The 19,169-nt window shown below is 72.0% G+C and carries 14 protein-coding genes; 13 read left to right on the forward strand and 1 reads right to left on the reverse strand.

Annotation, left to right across the window (positions count from 1 at the left end):
- The first annotated feature begins 266 nt into the window (after nt 1-266).
- The 13 genes from BMX85_RS21200 (at nt 267) to rffA (ending at nt 17,286) form a co-directional block, all read left to right on the forward strand.
- Nucleotides 267-2,150 (forward strand): CHASE2 domain-containing protein, encoded by a 1,884-nt coding sequence (locus tag BMX85_RS21200; protein ID WP_090323350.1) that lies wholly within the window; start codon nt 267-269, stop codon nt 2,148-2,150.
- Nucleotides 2,147-3,403, forward strand: a complete 1,257-nt coding sequence (locus tag BMX85_RS21205) for a tetratricopeptide repeat protein (RefSeq protein ID WP_090323352.1) — start codon at nt 2,147-2,149, stop codon at nt 3,401-3,403. Before BMX85_RS21200 ends, BMX85_RS21205 begins: the two co-directional genes overlap by 4 nt.
- 32 nt (nt 3,404-3,435) lie before the next feature.
- Nucleotides 3,436-4,188 carry a Crp/Fnr family transcriptional regulator gene (locus BMX85_RS21210; RefSeq protein ID WP_090323354.1) on the forward strand — a complete coding sequence of 251 codons (753 nt, stop codon included), beginning with the start codon at nt 3,436-3,438 and terminating at the stop codon, nt 4,186-4,188.
- Nucleotides 4,189-4,317: 129 nt separating this feature from the next.
- On the forward strand, nt 4,318-5,118 hold the full coding sequence (locus BMX85_RS21215) for an ABC transporter permease (protein WP_090323355.1): 801 nt from the start codon (nt 4,318-4,320) through the stop codon (nt 5,116-5,118).
- The gene (locus tag BMX85_RS21220) at nt 5,115-6,371 is read left to right on the forward strand and encodes an ABC transporter ATP-binding protein (protein ID WP_229210598.1); all 1,257 of its coding nucleotides are present in this window, start codon (nt 5,115-5,117) and stop codon (nt 6,369-6,371) included. Before BMX85_RS21215 ends, BMX85_RS21220 begins: the two co-directional genes overlap by 4 nt.
- Nucleotides 6,368-7,714, forward strand: a complete 1,347-nt coding sequence (locus BMX85_RS21225) for a class I SAM-dependent methyltransferase (RefSeq protein WP_090323358.1) — start codon at nt 6,368-6,370, stop codon at nt 7,712-7,714. The genes BMX85_RS21220 and BMX85_RS21225 overlap by 4 nt, the downstream gene beginning before the upstream one ends.
- 15 nt (nt 7,715-7,729) lie before the next feature.
- Nucleotides 7,730-10,621, forward strand: coding sequence for a glycosyltransferase (locus BMX85_RS21230; RefSeq protein WP_090323360.1), 2,892 nt, complete (start codon nt 7,730-7,732; stop codon nt 10,619-10,621).
- Nucleotides 10,611-11,822 carry a glycosyltransferase family 4 protein gene (locus BMX85_RS21235; protein WP_177196840.1) on the forward strand — a complete coding sequence of 404 codons (1,212 nt, stop codon included), beginning with the start codon at nt 10,611-10,613 and terminating at the stop codon, nt 11,820-11,822. Before BMX85_RS21230 ends, BMX85_RS21235 begins: the two co-directional genes overlap by 11 nt.
- Before the next feature lie 199 nt (nt 11,823-12,021).
- Nucleotides 12,022-14,058, forward strand: coding sequence for a hypothetical protein (locus tag BMX85_RS21240; RefSeq protein ID WP_090323363.1), 2,037 nt, complete (start codon nt 12,022-12,024; stop codon nt 14,056-14,058).
- Between the two features lie 3 nt (nt 14,059-14,061).
- On the forward strand, nt 14,062-15,021 hold the full coding sequence (locus tag BMX85_RS21245; protein ID WP_090323365.1) for a glycosyltransferase family 2 protein: 960 nt from the start codon (nt 14,062-14,064) through the stop codon (nt 15,019-15,021).
- Nucleotides 15,022-15,046: 25 nt separating this feature from the next.
- The gene (locus tag BMX85_RS21250) at nt 15,047-15,784 is read left to right on the forward strand and encodes a GNAT family N-acetyltransferase (RefSeq protein ID WP_090323368.1); all 738 of its coding nucleotides are present in this window, start codon (nt 15,047-15,049) and stop codon (nt 15,782-15,784) included.
- On the forward strand, nt 15,781-16,146 hold the full coding sequence (locus tag BMX85_RS21255; protein ID WP_090323370.1) for a DMT family transporter: 366 nt from the start codon (nt 15,781-15,783) through the stop codon (nt 16,144-16,146). The genes BMX85_RS21250 and BMX85_RS21255 overlap by 4 nt, the downstream gene beginning before the upstream one ends.
- Nucleotides 16,147-16,158: 12 nt before the next feature.
- Entirely contained in the window at nt 16,159-17,286 is a 1,128-nt protein-coding gene (rffA, locus tag BMX85_RS21260) for a dTDP-4-amino-4,6-dideoxygalactose transaminase (protein WP_090323373.1), read from the forward strand.
- Nucleotides 17,287-17,387: 101 nt separating this feature from the next.
- On the opposite strand, the gene BMX85_RS21265 is transcribed toward rffA, so the two are convergent.
- Nucleotides 17,388-18,986 carry a DEAD/DEAH box helicase gene (locus BMX85_RS21265; protein ID WP_090323375.1) on the reverse strand — a complete coding sequence of 533 codons (1,599 nt, stop codon included), beginning with the start codon at nt 18,984-18,986 and terminating at the stop codon, nt 17,388-17,390.
- Nucleotides 18,987-19,169 lie beyond the last annotated feature (183 nt).

Below are 19,169 nucleotides of genomic sequence, written 5' to 3' on the forward strand. Positions count from 1 at the left end.
TGTTGTCGGTGACGACCGTCACATCATTACTCAAGGGCATCCCCGCAGCGACCCCGACCCGGCGCGGCGCGCGCGGCGCGGTGCCCCGGCGCGACCACTATACGGCGGCGGCCGCCGCAACTCCACATTTGTTACTTTTGCTCACCATCTAGCGTCCCCCGTGGTTCGACATAGCTTCAAAGCAATACTGTTAACCCGCGTTACCGCATCGGCGTTATACTTGCAGCGATCCACACAGGGCGCGGCCGCGCCAACCCGACCGACTCATGACACTTTCGTCCCCGCTCCGTTCGCCCCCACCGAGAACCCGCACCACCCGCACGCCGATCCTGTTGATCGCCGCCGCGGCCGTCGCGCTCGGCGCATGGGGACAGTGGGGCGCGGGCGCGCCCGGCGACGAGTGGCTGCGCGACCGCCTGCTGCGCCTGCGCGCCGACGCCGCGCCCGACACCCGGCTGGCGCTGATCGACATCGACGAGGCGAGCCTGGCGGCGCTGGGCCCGTGGCCGTGGCCGCGCGCGCGCATCGCCGACCTGGCCGAACTGTTGCTGGCCGACTACGGCGCGCGCGCCGTCGCGCTCGACCTGGTGTTCCCGGAGCCGGCCGACGGCGCCGGCGACGCCCGGCTGGCCATGCTGGCGCGCCACGGTCCGCTGGTGCTGGCGCAGGCCTTCGACTTCCACGGCGCGCTGCCGCTGCGGGTCGGCCAGCCGACCGCCGGCGTGGCCGGCGCGCCCGGCGGCGCCGTCGTCGCCAGCGGCGTGGTGGCCAACCATGCCGGCCTGGCGCCGGCCACGCGCACCGGCAACATCGGCTTCATTCCCGACGCCGACGGCATGCTGCGGCGCCTGCCGATGCAAACCTGGTACGAACAGCGCCGCTACCCGACCTTGTCGCTGGCGCTGCTGCAGGCCGGCGACGCCGCGCCGGCGATGCCGGCCGGCGGACCGCGCGGCGCCATCGGCGGCGCCGGCGACGGCCTGCTGCGCATCCCCTACCGCCGCGCGTGGGACGCCTATACGGTGATCCCGGCCAGCGCCATCCTGGCGCGCGAGGTCGCGCCGGAGCTGCTGGCCGGCAAGCTGGTGCTGGTCGGCTCGTCGTCGCTGGGCCTGTCCGACCGCGTCGCCACCCCGCTGAGCGCCTCGACCAGCGGCCTGCTGGTGCACGCGGCCGCCCTCAGCGCCCTGCTCGACGCCCGCGCCGGCGCCGCCCCCGCGCCGCTGCCGGGCGCCGCCATCGCGCTGCTGTTCACGGCCGCCGTGGCGCTGCTGTCGGCCTACACGCTGGCGCGCCGCTCGGCGCTGGCCAACATCGGCCTGCTGGGCGCGGCCAGCCTGGCCTGGCTGGCGCTGGCCGCGCTGCTGCTGCCCCACGACGGCGGCGTCAACAGCGCAGGCCCGTTGCTGGCCAATTTCTTCCTGCTGGCCGCCGGCGTGCCGTTCGCCTGGCAAATGACGCAGCGCCAGTCGCGCCGCCTGCTCGGCACGCTGCGCCAGTACGTGGCCGACGCCGTGGTCGACGAGCTGCTGCGCAGCAACCTGGCCGATCCGCTGGCGCCGACGCGCTGCGAGGTGACCACGCTGATCGCCGACATGCAGGGCTACACCGGCCACGTCGCCGCGCTGCCGGTCGAACAGGCGGCGCAGCTGACGCGCGATTTCCTCGATTGCCTGACGCGCCCGGTGCTCGAGCAGCACGGCACGCTCGACAAATACACCGGCGACGGCCTGGTCGCGTTCTGGGGCGCGCCGCTGCCGGTGGCCGACCACGCCGACCAGGCGCTGGCGGCCGCGCGCGGCATCGCCGCCGCCATGGCCGGCTTCAACGCCGCGCGCGCGGCGCGCGGCCAGGCGCCGCTGCGGGTGCGCATCGGCATCGAGAGCGGGGTCGCCATGGCCGGCGACTTCGGCTCGAGCGCGCGCAGCATCTACACGGCCGTCGGCGACAGCGTCAACGTCGCCTCGCGGCTCGAGACGCTGGCGCGCGAGCTGCCGCACGACATCGTGATCGGCCCCGGCACGGCCGCGCTGGCGCGGCGCCACACGTTGCTGCCGATCGGTCAGACCACGTTGCGCGGCAAGCAAGCGTTCACCGCGCTCTATACGCTGGCGCCGGCCGAGCACGGCGGCGCCGGGGGCCGGGCTTGAGCCGCCGGCGTCCGCGCCGCGCCGCGCCGTGGCTGGCGGCGCTGCTGGGCGTGCTGGCCGGCGGCGCCGGCGCGGCCGCGCCGGCCGACGACGCGGGCGCGCCGGCGGCGATCAGCGCGGCGCCCGACCTCTACATGGACGCCATGCGGGCGCTGTCCGAGGGCCGCCAGGACGACGCGGCGGCGATCCTCGAGCGCATGCACAACCTGGGGCCGCGCCACGCCGGCGAATGGCTGGACCTGGCGCTGATCCATTGCGCGCTGGGCAACGCCGCGCGCGCCGAGGCGCTGTTCACCGACATCGAATCGCGCTTCGCGCCCCCGGCCGGCATCCGCAACATCATCGCCAACCAGCGCAAGCTCGGCTGCCTGGGCTGGCAGGCCAACCGCCAGTGGACGCTGGGGCTGGCGCGCGGCAGCGACAGCAACGCCAACCAGGGCGCCACCAACGGCAACTTCATCATCGACGGCGCGCCGGCCGAGCTGCTGGCCGAGTTCCGCCCCCGCCCCGACCAGTTCAGCACCGTCACGCTCGACTACTTCCGCGAACTGAACCGCGACGGCGACATCGGCTGGTTCCAGGCCGGCGCGCGCCGCTACGACCAGTTATCCCAGTACAACACGACGTCGCTGTTCGCCGGCGCCGAGCATCCGTGGCGCGCCGGCGCCTGGGAGTGGCGCGCCAGCGCCATGGCCGGCGTGGTCACGCTCAACGGCCGCCTGTACCAGCAGCAGGGCCAGCTGCAACTGCGGGCCACGCCGCCGCTGGCGCTGCCCGCGCCGTTCAAGCTGCAGGTGAGCGCGGCCGTCACGCGCCTGAACTACAAGACGCTGAGCAACTTCGGCGCCACCACGTTCGAGCTGCGCACGCTGCTCGACTACCGCAAGGACACCGTGCGCCTGCAGGCGAGCGCCGGCCTGCTCGACGACCGCGGCAACGGCGCGCGCCCCGGCGGCGACCGCCACGGCTGGAGCGCCCGGCTGTACGGCCGGCGCGCGCTGCTCGGCCCGCTGCAGGGCGAGCTGGACCTGAGCTACCTGCACTGGCAGGGCGAGGCGATCTATTCGGCGCGCTACATCGAGACGCTGCGGCGCCAGCGCACCGGCGCGCTGCGCGCGGCGCTGATCTACCCGCTCGGCGCCGCCCACAGCGTCCAGCTCGAGTGGCGCCAGATCGACAACCGCGAGAACATCTCGATCTTCCAGTACCGCAGCAGGCAACTGCAGCTGAGCTGGCTGTGGAACGCGCCGTGACCGGCCCGGCCCCGCTCTTGTAAAATAGCGCCATGACATCCTCCCCAGACAAGCCGGCGGCCGCCCCGGCCGCCCCCGCCGCCCCGGCCGCCATTCCCGCCGTCAACATTCAGGTCCACCTGCGCAAGATCCCGCTGCTGGCCGGCCTGACCGAGGCGGAAATGGCGTCGATCAAGGGCGAGCTGCGCTTCCGCCAGCACGCCAAGCGCGACGTCGTGCTGCAAAAGGGCGGCGAAGGCGACGGCCTGCTGTTCCTGCTGTCGGGCCAGCTGCAGGTGATCGACGTGACCGAGGACGGCCGCGCGATCGGCCTGCGCATGCTCGCGCCGGGCGACTTCTTCGGCGAGATCGCCGTCATCAACGGCTCGCGCCGCACCGCCTCGGTGCTGGCGATGTCGTCGGTGCTGGTGGCGTTCCTGCCGGCGCCGGCGGCGCTGCACATGTTTTCGCACTATCCGTCGGTGGCCAACCAGATGCTGCGCCACCTGGCGGCCAAGATCCAGCGCGACTCGGAGTTCCGGTCCTTGCTGAGCATCAACGACACCAAGCGCCGCATCTACAGCTACCTGGTGCAAATGAAGACGCCGCAGGGCGCGCCCGGCCAGCCCGACGTCGTCGAGAACCTGCCGACCCACCAGGACATCGCCAACATGATCAACACCAGCCGCGAGACCGTCACGCGGGCGCTCACGGCGCTGGCGCAGCAGGGCATCGTCCAGAAGGACCTGCACCGGCTCATCATCGTCGATCCGAAGGCGCTGCAAAAGCTGATCGAGGGCTCCTGAGGCGCGCGCCGCCGCCCGCACCGGCGTGATGTATAATTGCGCGCTTTTTTAACGTTCCCGGACGGCGCCGCGCGCGCCCCAGACCATGACCCCACACACCCCCGCCCCCGCCGCGCAGCGAGCCCGACCATGATCGTCATGGGGCGCCTGCGCAACCTCGCCGCCTACCGCGGCTTCATCCTCGGCAGCGTGCAGCGCGAGTTCCAGTCCAAGTACCGCAACTCCATCCTCGGCGCCGCCTGGACCGTGCTCAACCCGCTGGCGATGATCCTGGTCTACACGGTGATCTTTTCGCAGGTCATGCACAACCGCCTGCCCGGCAACGCCTCGGCCTTCGGCTACAGCATCTACCTGTGCGCCGGCGTGCTGACGTGGAATCTGTTCGCCGAGATCACCAGCAAGGCGCAGACGGTGTTCATCGACAACGCCGGCCTGATCAAGAAAATCAACTTCCCGCGCCTGTGCCTGCCGATCATCGTGGTGGCCAACGCGCTGCTCAACTTCGGCATCATCTTCACCTTGTTCACGGCGTTTCTGATTATTTCAGGCAACTTCCCCGGCCCGGTGTTCGCCGCCATGCTGCCGGTGCTGCTGCTGCAGATCCTGCTGGCCATCGGCCTGGGCATGGTGCTGGCCGTGCTCAACGTGTTCTTCCGCGACGTCGGCCAGTTCTTCAGCATCGCGCTGCAGTTCTGGTTCTGGTTCACGCCGGTGGTGTACCCGGTCGCCGCCCTGCCCGAGCACGTGCGCGGCTGGCTGGCCTGGAACCCGATGGCGCCGATCATCATGGCCCACCAGCGCGTGCTGGTGGCGCACCAGGCGCCCGACTGGGCCAGCCTGCTGCCGGCGGCGGCGCTGACCGTCATCCTGTGCCTGCTGGGCATGCAACTGTTCCGCAAGCGCGCGGCTGAAATGGTGGACGAACTGTGAACGGCTCGATATCGCACGGCAGCATCGAAGTGACCAGCCTGGGCAAGGCCTACCGGCGCTACCCCAACCACCGCGCGCGCCTGCTCGAATGGCTCTCGCCGTCGAAGCGGCCGCGCCACGACACCATCTGGGTGCTCAAGGACGTCAGCTTCAGCGTGCGCCCGGGCCAGGCGCTGGGCATCATCGGCATCAACGGCGCCGGCAAGAGCACCCTGCTCAAGCTCATCACCGGCACCGCCGCGCCCACCGTCGGCCGCGTGGCCATCGGCGGGCGCGTGGCCGCCATGCTCGAGCTGGGCATGGGCTTCCATCCGGACTTCACCGGCCGCCAGAACGCCTACATGGCCGGCCAGTTGCTGGGCATGAGCGTGGCCGAGCTGACCGCGCTGATGCCGGCCATCGAGGCGTTCGCCGAGATCGGCGAATACATCGACCAGCCGGTGCGCGTGTACTCGAGCGGCATGCAGATGCGCCTGGCCTTCAGCGTGGCCACGGCGCGCCGCCCCGACGTGCTCATCGTCGACGAGGCGCTGTCGGTGGGCGACGCCTACTTCCAGCACAAAAGCTTCGAGCGCATCCGCGCCTTCCGCGCCGAGGGCACCACCTTGCTGATCGTCTCGCACGACAAGGGCGCGATCCAGTCGGTGTGCGACCGCGCCATCCTGCTCGACAAGGGCCGCGTGAGCAAGGAGGGCACGCCCGAGGAGATCATGGACCTGTACAACGCCATGCTCGCCGAGCGCGAGGGCGCCGCCGACGGCGTGCGCCAGGAGACGCTCGACAACGGCAAGGTGCAGACCATCTCGGGCACCGGCGAGGCCACCGTGCGCCACATCGCCCTGCTCAAGGACGACGGCACGCCGGCCGAGGTGCACGGCACCGGCACGGCCGTCACGCTCAGCGTCGAGGTGGCGGTGCACGCCGACATCGCCGAGCTCACGCTGGGCTTCCGCATCAAGGACCGGCTCGGCCAGAACATCTTCGGCACCAACACGTTCCACAAGCTGGCGCCGCTGCGCGCGCTCAAGGCCGGCCAGCGCCTGCGCGCCAACTGGCGCTTCCGCCTCGACCTGGGGCCGGGCAGCTATTCGGTGGCCACCGCGCTGCACAGCGACGACAACCACCTGGGCCAGAACTACGAGTGGCGCGACCTGGCGCTGGTGTTCGAGGTGATGAACCTGCAGCACAGCTATTTCGAGGGTTGCGCCTGGCTCGACCCGCAGATCGACATCGTCCACGAAAGCGCGCCATGAGCCTGACCTCCTACGCCCACAACTTCGAGGACGTGCTGCTGGTGCGCGCGCTGGGCCACCTCGAGCGCGGCGTCTACGTCGACACCGCCGCCGGCGAGCCGCTGCGCGGCAACGCCACCCAGGCGCTCTACGAGCGCGGCTGGCGCGGCGTCAACCTCGAGCCGTCGCCGGCGCGCCTGCGCCGGCTGCGCATCGCCCGCCCGGCCGACGTCAACCTGGCCGTGGCGGCCGCCGGCGCGCCCGGCGAGCGCACTTGGTTCGAGCTCGGCGGCGAGGACGGCGGCGCCGCCACCTTCGACGCCGCGCTGGCGCGGCGCCACCGCGCCGCCGGCCACGACGTGGTCCAGCACAGCGTCGCGCTCGACACGCTCGACGCGCTGTGCGCGCGCCACCTCGACGGCGCGCTGCACGTGCTGCGCCTGGGCGAGGCGGACGCCCTCGACGGGCTCGACCTGGAACGCTGGCGGCCGTGGATCATCGTGCTGCGCGCCGCCGGCACGGCGCCGCTGGCGGCGCTGGCGGCGGCGCGCTACGCGCTGGCCCACGCCGACGGCCACAGCCAGTTCTACGTGGCCGACGAGCACCGCGCGCTGGCGCCGGCGCTGGCGCTGCCGCCGCACCCGGCCGACGATTTTGTGCTGTGCGAGGACCACCACTACAGCCATCCGCTGACGGCGCTGCGCCGGCGCGCCGAGCAGGCCGAGGCCGACGCCGAGGCCGCGCGCGCCTGGGCCAAGGACCACGTGCGCGAATGGCGCCAGAAATTCGACCGGGTCGAGGCGGCCGAACAGCGCGCCGCCGCCGCCGACCAGCGCGCCGGCGAGGCCGACCAGCGCGCCGCGGTGGCCGACCAGCGCGCCGCCGACGCGCTGGCGCGCCTGTCGCACACCGGCGAACGGCTGCGCGCGGCCGAGGCCGAGCTGCCGCTGCAGCTCGCCCGCGCCAATCACGCCGAGGGCACCTTGGCCGGCGTCTACGCCAGCGCCTCGTGGCGCCTGACGCGCCCGCTGCGCGCGGGCAATCTGCTGCGCGCGCGCGCCACCGCCTGGTCGCGCGCGCTGCCCGGGCGCGTGGCGCGCGCGCTGCTGCGCCGCGCCAAGGGCGCCGCCGGCGTCGCGCTGCGCTACGTGAACGCGCGGCCGCGGCTGTCGTTCTTCCTGCGCCGCAACCTCGCGCGCCTGCCCTTCATGGTGCCGCTGATGCGCCGGCTCAAGCTGCGCCTGGAGCTCAACGCCCGCCACGGCGCCGCGCCGGCCGCCGTCCACGCCGAGCTCGACGACCTGCCCGACTCGGCGCGCCGCGTGTTCGACGACCTCGGCCGCGCCCGCCCCCCCCATTCCTGACCGGACCCCATTTCTATGCGTATCGTAATCGACCTCCAGGCGTGCCAGGGTTCCAGCACCCACCGCGGCATCGGCCGCTATTCCATGGCGCTGCTGCAGGGCATGCTGCGCCAGGCCGGCGGCCACGAGTTGCGGGTGGTCTACAACAACCACTTCCCCGACAGCGTCGCGCCGCTGCGCGCCGCGCTCGCCGCGCTGCCGCCGTCCCATCTGACCGGCTACGACCTGCCGACGCCGATCTGGGAACACCAGCCGCTCAACAGCTGGCGCCTGCGCGCCGCCGAGCAGGTGCGCGAGCACTACCTGGCCGGCCTGAAGCCGGACGTGGTCCACGTCTCGAGCCTGTTCGAGGGGCTCGGCGAGGACGCCTGCGTGTCGGTGCTGCACGGGCGCGGCCAGTTCGACACCGCCGTCACGCTGTACGACCTGATTCCGCTGATGCGCAAGGAAACCTACCTGGGCGACCCCAACGTGGCCAACTGGTACTACCGCAAGCTGCAAAGCCTCAAGAACGCCGAGCTGCTGCTGGCCATCTCCGGCCACTCGCGGCGCGAGGCGATGGACGCGCTGCAGCTGCCGGCCGAGCAGGTGGTCAACATCTCGTCGGCGGTCGACACCATCTTCGTGCCGCGGCCGCTGGCGGCCGAGGCCGAGCTGGCGCTGCGCCAGCGCTTCGGCCTGGCGCGCCCGTTCCTGATGTACACCGGCGGCATCGACTACCGCAAGAACATCGACGGCCTGATCGAGGCCTACGCGCTGCTGCCGGCGCCGCTGCGCCGCCAGTACCAGCTCGCCGTCGTGTGCAGCATCCGCCCGGAGGACAAGGCGCGCCTGCTGGCGCTGGCGGCGCGCTTCGGCCTCGACGACGGCGACGTGGTGCTGACCGGCTACGTCTCCGACGACGACCTGGTCTCGCTCTACAACCTGACGGCGCTGTTCGTGTTCCCGTCGCTGCAGGAGGGCTTCGGCCTGCCGGCGCTCGAGGCGATGTCGTGCGGGGTGCCGGTGATCGGCTCGAACAACAGCAGCATCCCCGAGGTCATCGGCCGCGCCGACGCGCTGTTCGATCCCAACAAGGTGGCCGACATCAGCGCCAAGATGCAGCAGGTGCTGGCCGACGCCGGCATGGCCGAGTCGCTGCGCGCGCACGGGCTGCGCCAGGCCAGGCTGTTCTCGTGGGACGCCAGCGCCAAGGCCGCGCTGGCCGGCTTCGAGCAGCTGCACGCGCGCCGCGCCGACGCCGCCCGCACCCTGGTGGCGGCGGCCGGCGGGCGCCGCCCGCGGCTGGCCTACGTCTCGCCGCTGCCGCCCGAGCGCACCGGCGTGGCCGACCACAGCGCCGCGCTGCTGCCGGAGCTGGCGCGCTATTACGACATCGAGGTGGTGGTCAACCAGGCCGACGTCCAGGCGCGCTGGGTCCAGGCCAACTTCACCGTGCGCAGCGCCGACTGGTTCGACGCCAACGCCGGGCGCTACGACCGCGTGCTCTACCACTTCGGCAACTCCGGCTTCCACGCGCACATGTTCGCGCTGCTGGCGCGCCACCCCGGCGTGGTGGTGCTGCACGACTTCTACCTCAGCGGCGCGATGCACTACCTGTCGTCGCTGGCGCACAGCGGCGACGCCTACGTGCGCGCGCTGTACCGCTCGCACGGCTACGGCGCGCTGATGCACGAGCAGGCCGAGGGCCGCGAAGCGTCGTACTACCGCTACCCGTGCAACAAACAGGTGCTCGACGACGCCACCGGCGTGATCGTCCATTCGCGCTACTCGCGCCAGCTGGCCGAGCGCTGGTATGGCGCCGGCCAGGCCGACGACTGGCACGCCATCCCGCTGCTGCGCGCCGTCGCCGACGGCGCCGACCGCGCCAGCGCGCGCGCCGCGCTCGGCCTGGCCGACGACGACTTCCTGGTGTGCTCGTTCGGCCTGGTCTCGGTCACCAAGTGCAACGACAAGATCGTCGAGGCGTGGCTCAACTCGGCGCTGGCGGGCGACGCCAAGTGCCGCCTGGTGTTCGTCGGCGAAAACCATATCGGCCCGTTCGGCCAGGCGCTGCAAAGCCGCATCGCCGGCCACGCCAACGTCGCCATCACCGGCTTCGTGTCGCCGGAACTGTTCCACACCTACCTGGCGGCGGCCGATTGCGGCGTGCAGCTGCGCAGCCGCTCGCGCGGCGAGACCTCGCTCACCATCCTCGACAGCCTGGCTTCGCGCCTGCCGACCATCATCAACGCCCACGGCTCGGCGGCCGAAATCCCCGACGACGTGGTCATCAAGCTGCCCGACGCGTTCACCGACGCCGAATTGAGCGCGGCGATCCTGCGCCTGCGCGACGATCCGGCGCTGGCGCGCGAGCTGGTCGCGCGCGGCGTCGACTTCGTCGGCCGCGTGCACCACCCGGCCGCCGTCGGCGCCGCCTTCCACGCCGCCATCGAACAGGCGTCGCGCCGCGGCGCGCAGGCGCAGTACCGCGCGCTGCTCGAGGCGCTCGGCGCGCTCGACACGGGCGTGGCGCCGACCCGCGAGGACCGGCTGCAGGTGGCCGCCAGCGTCGCGGCCAACGCCGCGGCGCGCGGGCTGCCGCAGTTGCTGGTCGACATCGGCGCGGACGCGGAGGCGCCGGCCGCGCGCGCCAGGCTGCTGCGCCTGCTGGCCGAGGCGCCGCCGGGCTACCGCGTCGAACCGGTGCGCCGCGACGGCGACGCCTACCGCTACGCGCGCCGCCACACGCTGGCGCTGATCGGGCGCGACGACCTGGCGATGGCCGACGCCGTGGCCGAGATCGGCGCCGGCGACGCCTTGCTCAGGCTCGACGGCGATGGCGACGACGACGACGGCGCCGCCGCGCTGGCGCGCCGGCGCGGCGCCACGCCGGTCGCGCACGAGGACGAGCTGTATGACGCCTGAAGCGCCCCGCGCCGCGCCGCAGCTGCTGCTCGACCTGTCCGAGCTGGTGCTGCACGACGCCCGCTCCGGCGTGCAGCGCGTCACGCGCGGCCTGCTGGCCGCGCTGCTGGCGGCGCCGCCGGCCGGCTACGTGGTGCGCCCGGTGTACGACGCCGGCGGCTACTACGCCTACGCCGAGATCGACGGCGACGACGCTGGCGGCGCCGGCCGCCACCGGCCGGCGGCGGCCGGCGCGGAACGGCCGCTGCGGGTGGCCGCCGGCGACATCTTCCTCGGCCTCGACCTGGCGCTCGAGGCGGTGGCGCGCAACCGCGCCGTGCTCGAGAGCCTGCGCCTGCACGGCGTGCGGCTGCATTTCTTCGTGCACGACCTGCTGCCGCTGCGCCATCCGGAATGGTTCGTCGACGGCGTCGTGGCCGCGTTCGCGCGCTGGTTCGACACCATCGCCGCGCTGGCCGACGGCCTGGTGTGCAACTCGCGCGCCACCGCCGACGACCTGCTCGACTGGCTGGCGCAGCGCCCGCCCACGCGCGCCGTCCCGCCGCGGGTGGGCGTGGCCCACCTGGGCGCCGACATCGCCGCCACCGCGCCCAGCGGCGGCGTGGCCCGCGCCGACGAGGCGCTGCTGGCGCGCCTGGCCGGCCGGCCGACGCTGCTGATGGTCGGCACGCTCGAGCCGCGCAAGATGCACGCGCAGGCGCTCGAGGCGTTCGAACAGCTGTGGCGCGGCGGCGACGACGTCAACCTCGTCATCGTCGGCAAGCCGGGCTGGCGCGTCGACGGCCTCGACGCGCGCCTGCGCGGCCACCCCGAGCTGGACCGGCGGCTGTTCTGGCTGGAACAGGCCAGCGACGAATTGTTGCTGCGCCTGTACGGCGCCGGCGACGCGTTGCTGGCCGCCTCGCGCGCCGAGGGCTTCGGCCTGCCGCTGATCGAGGCCGCGCAGCACGGCCTGCCGGTGATCGCGCGCGACCTGCCGGTGTTCCGCGAGGTCGGCGGCGCGCACGCCTGGTACTTCGAGGCGGCCGACGGCGCCCAGCTGGCCGCCGCGCTGCGCGCGTGGCTGGCGCTGCGCGCGGCCGGCCGGGCGCCGGGCTCGGCGGCCATGCCCCATCTCGACTGGGCCGCCAGCGCCGGCCAGCTGCTCGCCTGCGTGATCGCGGCCGGCTGGTACAAGACGGGGCCGGCGGCATTGCCCTGAAGTTACAAATTATCACAATTTAACGCGCCGCCCGCCGCCCGGGCCGGCGCGCCCAAAGGCCGCGCCATGCGGCCCGCGGGGCGGTTCGCGGCGCCGTGCGCGCCCCGGGCGGCATTGGTGATTTCGCAATAATCCTTTATACTCCCGCCCTATTTACCTCTTTTTACATTCTATGCACCCGCGACATGTTCAACCTGGGTTGCTGACCACACGCTGCCTGTACCTCCTGCTCTGCGTCAACATCGCGCTGCTGGCGTTCTACCTGGCGATCGACTACCAGCTCGTGTTCCACTCCGATTCGGCCGTCAAGAACCTGCTGGCGCAGGAAATCCACGAGACCGGCCAGTACTTCCCGCGCGCCTGGAACTACGCCAACGGCGACCTGTGGGTGTTCAACACCCACACCTTCATCCTGGCGCTGCTGCCGCTGCTGGGCAACGGCTACGCCGCGCACGCGGCGTCGGGGCTGGTGTCGGCGGCGCTGATCCTGTACGGCGCCTGGCTGCTGACCGGCATGCTCGAACAGCGGCCGCCGGCGCGCCTGGCCGGCATGCTGGTGGTGTCGGCCGGCATGTCGCCCATGATGGCCGAGCACGTCTACGGCCAGGCCGCCTACGGCTCGATCTTCTACATGGGCTGCTTCCTGCTTCGCGCCTACTGGTCGCTGAGCCAGGCGCGCGGCGCGCGGCGCCTGCCGTGGGCCGGCGCCACCGCCGCGCTGACGGTGCTGGTGTTCTGGTCCAATCCGCAGCGCGCGCTGCTGGTGTATGCGCTGCCGCTGCTGGCGGCGGCGGGCGTCCAGCTGTCGCTGGCGCGGCGCGACGGCGGCGCGGCGCGCGCCCACTGGGCCGCGCTGGCGGTGGTGCTGGCCGCGGCCGTGGCCGGCGTGCTGCTGAACCGCCACACGCTCGCGCAGGTCAACAACAACATCGGCCTGTCGCTGATCGGCTGGCTCGACGTCAAGACCATGGCGCTCAACGGGCTGGCCGTGGCGCAAGGCGTGCTGAGCCTGTTCGACGGCCTGCCGCCGCCGGGCGCCAAGGTGGCCTCGGCCGCCGGGGCCTACGCGGCGCTGCGGCTGGCCGGCGCGCTGCTGCTGCTGGCGCTGCTGCCGTGGGCGCTGTACCGCGGCCTGCGGCCCGAGCGCGGCCCGCGCCAGCTGGTGGTGGTGTTTACCGCCGTCGGCTTTGGCCTCAGCCTGTTCCTGATGGCGACCACCACGCTGGCCGACATGACGTCGCCCGAATCGTCGGTGCGCTACCTGGTGCCGTCGCTGCTGGGCATGCTGCTGATCCTGGCCGGCACGCTGTCCGAGCGCGCCGGCGCGCCGCTGGCGCGCGCCGGCGGCATCGCCGCGCTGGCGCTGCTGGCCACCAGCGCGCCGGCGGCCTACCTGTCGCCGTTCAGCGAACTCGTCACGCTGCCGCGCGAAGGCCTGGCGCTGCTCACGCCGGAGCGCCGCCTGGCCGGCTTCCTGCGCGCCCAGGGGCTGCGCTACGGCTACGCGACGTTCTGGGTGGCCGGCAAGACCTCGGTGCTCAGTTCGGGCGCGGTGCGGGTGCGCCAGGTCGAGTTCGAGCGCGGCCTGCCGCAGCCGATGCGCAAGCTCTCGTCGGACCGCTGGTACGCCCCGGCCGCCTGGCGCGGCCCGACCTTCGTGGCGCTGCGCGACAGCGAGCTGGCGCTGCTGGACCAGCCGCTGCTGGCCAGCTACGCCGGCCAGCCGCGCCTGCTGCGCTTCGAGGACATGAACGTGCTGGTCTATCCGACCAACCCGGCGGCCAGCCTGCCGTCGTGGGACACCGACGTCAGCCGCCCGCTGCGCTACGCCATGGACCGCCACACGCTGCACCAGCGCGGCGTGCTCGAGCACGGCGCCATCACCACCGCGCCCGGCGAGGAGGGCAATCTGCACTTCGGCCCGATGCGCACGCTCGCGCCGGGCAGCTACGCGGTCAGCTTCGAGCTCGACATCGGCACCGGCGCCGAGGCCGGCGCCGCCGGCTACGGCATGGTCGATGTCGTCAGCGCCGCCGCCACCCAGGTGCTGGCGCGCCAGGGCGTCACCGCCGCCGGCCGGCAGCGGGTGACGCTGCGCTTCCGCACCCAACAGCCGCTGAGCGCGGTGGAGTTCCGCGCCTTCAGCACCGGCCGCGCCCGCTTTACGCTGCGCGCCATCGACCTCGAACGCGGCGCGCCCGCCGCCACCGCGGCCCCCGCCGTCCAGGAGAAATAAGCCATGCCAGCCGTCCCCCATATCTCCGTCGTGATCCCGGTCTACAAGGCCGAGAAGATGCTCGACGAACTGTACCGCCGCCTGCGCGACGCGCTCGAGACGGTCGGCCCCGATTTCGAGATCGTGCTGGTCGAGGACTGCGGCGGCGACCGCTCGTGGGACGTCATCGAACGCCTGGCCGCGGCCGACCCGCGCGTGGTCGGCCTGCAATTTTCCCGCAACTTCGGCCAGCACTACGGCATCACGGCCGGCCTCGACCAGTGCCGCGGCGACTGGGTGGTGGTCATGGACTGCGACCTGCAGGACGCGCCCGAGGAGATCCCGCGCCTGTACGCCAAGGCCCGCGAGGGCTACGACGTGGTGCTGGCGCTGCGCGGCCCGCGCCAGGACCCGCTGCGCAAGCGGGTGACGTCGTGGCTGTTCTACCGCCTGTTCAGCTTCCTGGCCGACATCGACATCGACGGCGACAGCGGCAACTTCCGCATCATGTCGCGCCAGGTGGTCGACAATTTCGGCCGCATGCGCGAGCAGTTGCGCTTCTTCGGCGGCCACGTGCAGTGGCTCGGCTTCACCACCACCGGCCTGCAGGTGCGCCACGCCGAGCGCCTCGAGGGCGCCTCGACCTATACCTTCGCCAAGCTGTGCAAGCTGGCCGCCGACACCATCCTGGCCTATTCCGACAAGCCGCTGCGCCTGGCCGCCACGCTGGGCCTGACGATGGCCGGCGTCTCGTTCGCCTTCGGCGGCTGGCTGCTGGCGCGCGCGCTGCTGCAGGGCACGGCCATCCCGGGCTGGTCGAGCCTGATCGTCTCGCTGTACTTCATCGGCGGCTTGATCATCGGCATCCTGGGCATCCTCGGCATCTACCTGGGCAAGACCTTCGACGAGGTCAAGCGGCGCCCGCTGTACGTGCTGCGCCGCCTCACGCCCAACGCCGCGCCGGCGCGCGCGCGGCCCGACTGACCCCCCGATTTTTCCTGGAGCCCCCATGCACATCGCCCTCTCCGACATCGACCGCCAGCGCTTCGGCGTCACCGTCGCCAAGACCACGCTCGCCGGCGGCGACGCCGTCGCCGCCGTGATGGACTGGTGCGCCGACGCCGCCGTCGCCCTGCTGATCGCGCGCTGCCCCACCACCGAGCTGGCGCTGGCGCAGCGGCTCGAGCAGGCCGGCTGCTTCCTGACCGACACGCTGGTGTACTACCGCAAGCAGGCCGTCGACGCCGGCGCCGCGCCGCTGCCGGACGGCTACAGCACGCGGCTGGCGACGCCGGCCGACGCCGACGCCGTCGAGCGCCTGGCCGGCGCCACCTTCGCCGGCTACCTCGGCCACTACCACACCGACGCCCGGCTGCGCGCCGCCGACGCCGACCTGGTTTATTCGAGCTGGGCCGCCAGTTCCTGTCGCAGCCCGGCCGTGGCCGACGCCGTGGTGCTGATCGAGCACGCCGGCGGCATCGTCGCCTTCGCCACGCTCAAGACGCTGGCCGACGACCGGTTCGAGGGCGTGCTGTTCGGCGTCCATCCGGCGCACCAGGGCAAGCGCCTGTACCAGGCGCTGATGCGCCTGGCGCAACAATGGGGCGGCGCGCGCGCGCTGGCGACCATGGTGGTGTCGACCCAGGTGACCAACGTCGCCGTGCAAAAAGTGTGGTGCCGCCAGGGCTTCGAGCCGTCGGACAGCTTCTACACCTTCCACAAATGGTTCGACGCCCCGGCCCGATGATGAACTACCTCTACATCGCCATGACCATCGCCCTGACCGTCTACGGCCAGATCATGCTCAAGCTGCAGGTCGGCAAGGCCGGCGCGCTGCCCGAGGCCGGCGCCGACAAGCTGCTGTTCCTGGTCAAGCTGCTGCTCAACCCGTGGGTCGTCAGCGCCTTCGCGGCCGCCTTCCTGGCGTCGGTGACGTGGATGGCGGCCATGACCAAGTTCGAGCTGGCCCACGCCTACCCGTTCATGGCGCTCAATTTCGTCATCGTGCTGCTGCTGGGCGCATGGTTGTTCCACGAACCGCTGTCGATGCTGCGCATCGCCGGCGTCACCCTCATCTGCATCGGCACCATCGTCGCCGCGCAAGGCTAAAAGGATAAAAACATGACCCCGATCCCGTTCAACAAACCCTTCATGACCGGCCGCGAGCTGTGGTACATCGCCCAGGCCCACACCAACGGCCACCTGTCCGGCGACGGCCAGTTCACCCGCCAGTGCCACGCCTGGCTGGAGAAGAAGACCGGCGCCCGGCGCGCGCTGCTGACCCACTCGTGCACGGCGGCGCTGGAGATGGCCGCGCTGCTGACCGAGGTGCAGCCGGGCGACGAGGTGATCATGCCGTCCTACACCTTCGTCACCACCGCCAACGCCTTCGTCATGCGCGGCGCGGTGCCGGTGTTCGTCGACATCCGCCCCGACACGCTCAACATCGACGAGACCAAGATCGAGGCGGCCATCACCGCGCGCACCCGCGTCATCCTGCCGGTGCACTACGCCGGCGTGGCCTGCGAGATGGACACCATCATGGACATCGCCCGCCGCCACCGGCTGTTCGTGGTGGAGGACGCCGCCCAGGGCATCCTGTCGACCTACAAGGGCCGCCCGCTGGGCAGCATCGGCCACATGGGCACCTACTCGTTCCACGAGACCAAGAACATCGTCGCCGGCGAGGGCGGCGCGCTGCTGGTCAACGATCCCGAGCTGGCCGAGCGCGCCGAGATCATCCGCGAAAAGGGCACCAACCGCAGCCAGTTCTTCCGCGGCCAGGTCGACAAGTACACCTGGGTCGACATCGGCTCGTCCTACCTGCCGGGCGAAGTGATCGCCGCCTTCCTGTGGGCCCAGCTGGAGGAGGCCGAGGCCATCAACGCGCGCCGCATGGCGCTGTGGGAGGCCTACCACGCGGCGCTGGCGCCGCTCGAGGCCGAGGGCAGGCTGCGCCGTCCGGTCATCACCGCCGGCTGCGAACACAACGCGCACATGTACTACATCCTGCTCGAGTCGCTGGAAAAACGCACCCAGGTCATCGCCGACCTGAAACGCCAGGGCATCAACAGCGTGTTCCACTACGTGCCGCTGCACAGCGCGCCGTACGGCCTCAAAAGCAGCCGCCACCACGGCGCCATGACCCATACCGACGCGCTGTCCGACCGGCTGCTGCGCCTGCCGCTGTGGGTCGGCCTGGAGGACGGGCAGGATCGCGTGCTGCGCGCGCTGCGCGAGGCGCTGTAACGGCGCCGGACCCGCGCCGGGCGTGGGCGAAAAAAAACCGCCACTGACGATGGCGGTTTTTTTTCGGCCGCGCGCGGCGCGCACGTGGAGCACGCGGCGGCTCAGGCCTTGGGCGCGCCGCCCAGCAGGAAGGCCAGCTTTTGCTTCGGCTTGGCGGTGGCGCCGCCCAGGCTGGCGCTTGGCGCCGGCGCGGCCGCCTTGGCCGGCTCGTACGGCTTGAGGAACCATGGATCGACCTTGTCGCGGCGGCCGCCCGGGCTGTACGGCGACGCGCCGGCGCTGCGCGGGGAACGGTCACCGCGGTCACCTCGGTCACCGCGGTCGGGGCGCTCGCCGCGCTCCGGCCGCTCGGACGGCCGGCCGGCCGGCGCGCGGCCGGCGCCGTCGTCGCGGCGCGGACGGCGCTCGGCGCCGTCGCCGTACGACGGCGCCGGGTTGAAGCCGGTCAGCTCGCCGCGGCGGATGGTTTGCTTGATCAGTTTTTCGATGTCGGCCAGCAGGCGCTCGTCCTTGTCCGAGTAGATCGACAGCGCGTCGCCGGAGGCGCCGGCGCGGCCGGTGCGGCCGATGCGGTGCACATAATCCTCGGCGTTGTACGGCAGGTCGTAGTTGATCACGCACGGCAGGTCGGTGATGTCGAGGCCGCGCGCGGCGACGTCGGTGGCGACCAGGATGTCGATCTCGCCCTTCTTGAACGATTCGAGCGCGGCCATGCGTTCCTGCTGCGTCTTGTCGCCGTGGATGGCCACCGCGCTCATGCCCTCCTGCTCCAGCCCCTTGGCCAGGCGCGAGGCGCCGATCTTGGTGTTGGAGAAGATGATCACCTGCTTGAGCGCGCGCTGGCGCAGCAAGTGCGCGGTCAACGCGTGCTTCTGGTTCTCCGCCACCTTGTAGACCACCTGCGTGACCTTGTCGGCGGTCTGGTTGCTGCGCGCCACCTCGATCGTGACCGGATCGGTCAGGAAGGTGTTGGCCAGCTTTTTGATTTCCGGCGAGAACGTGGCCGAGAACATCAGGTTCTGGCGCTGCTTCGGCAGCAGGTTGATGATGCGCTGCAAGTCCGGCAGGAAGCCCATGTCGAGCATGCGGTCGGCTTCGTCCATGACCAGCATTTGCACCTGGCCGAGGCTGATGTTTTTCTGTTCGATGTGGTCCAGCAGGCGGCCCGGCGTGGCGATGACGATCTCGACGCCGGCCTTGAGGATGATGGTCTGGCCCTTCATGTCCATGCCGCCGAACACCACGGTCGAACGCAGCGGCGTGTGCTGGGCGTAGGCCTTAACGTTCTCGGCCACCTGCACCGCCAGTTCGCGGGTCGGCGTCAGGATCAGCGCGCGCACCGGATGGCGCGCCGGCGAGGTGCTGGTGCTGGCGTGCGCCAGCAGCATCTGGATGATCGGCAGCGCGAAGCCGGCGGTCTTGCCGGTGCCGGTCTGGGCCGCGCCCATGACGTCGCGCCCCTTGAGCAGCACGGGAATGGCTTCGGCCTGGATCGGCGTCGGGTGCACATAGCCCTGGTCGTTGAGCGCGCGCAGGATGTGCGGCGACAGGCCGAAATCGGCGAACCGGACTTGTTGCACTTGCGGAACGTCCAGCACCGGCGGGACGGACTGCGGCGCCGGCTGCGGCGCTGGCGCCTCTGGCGTGGCGGCGGCGGCCGGTTCGGTGGCGGACGGGGTGGTGATCTCGGTTTCGGACATAGTAGTTGCGGCGGCCCTGCGGCGGACAGCCAAGCTTTCTTCAATTAACGACAAATTCTGCGCTGCCCGCCCCGGCGGCGCGCCGACGACGCGGGCGGAACCGGGGAAGTGCGAAAAGGATGATGCGGTGGCAGCGCTATGACAGCAAATACGACGAGCAGGAGACAATAGGCGCCGTAAACT

The organism is Duganella sp. CF517 (genome assembly GCF_900110275.1).
GTDB lineage: Bacteria > Pseudomonadota > Gammaproteobacteria > Burkholderiales > Burkholderiaceae_D > Rugamonas.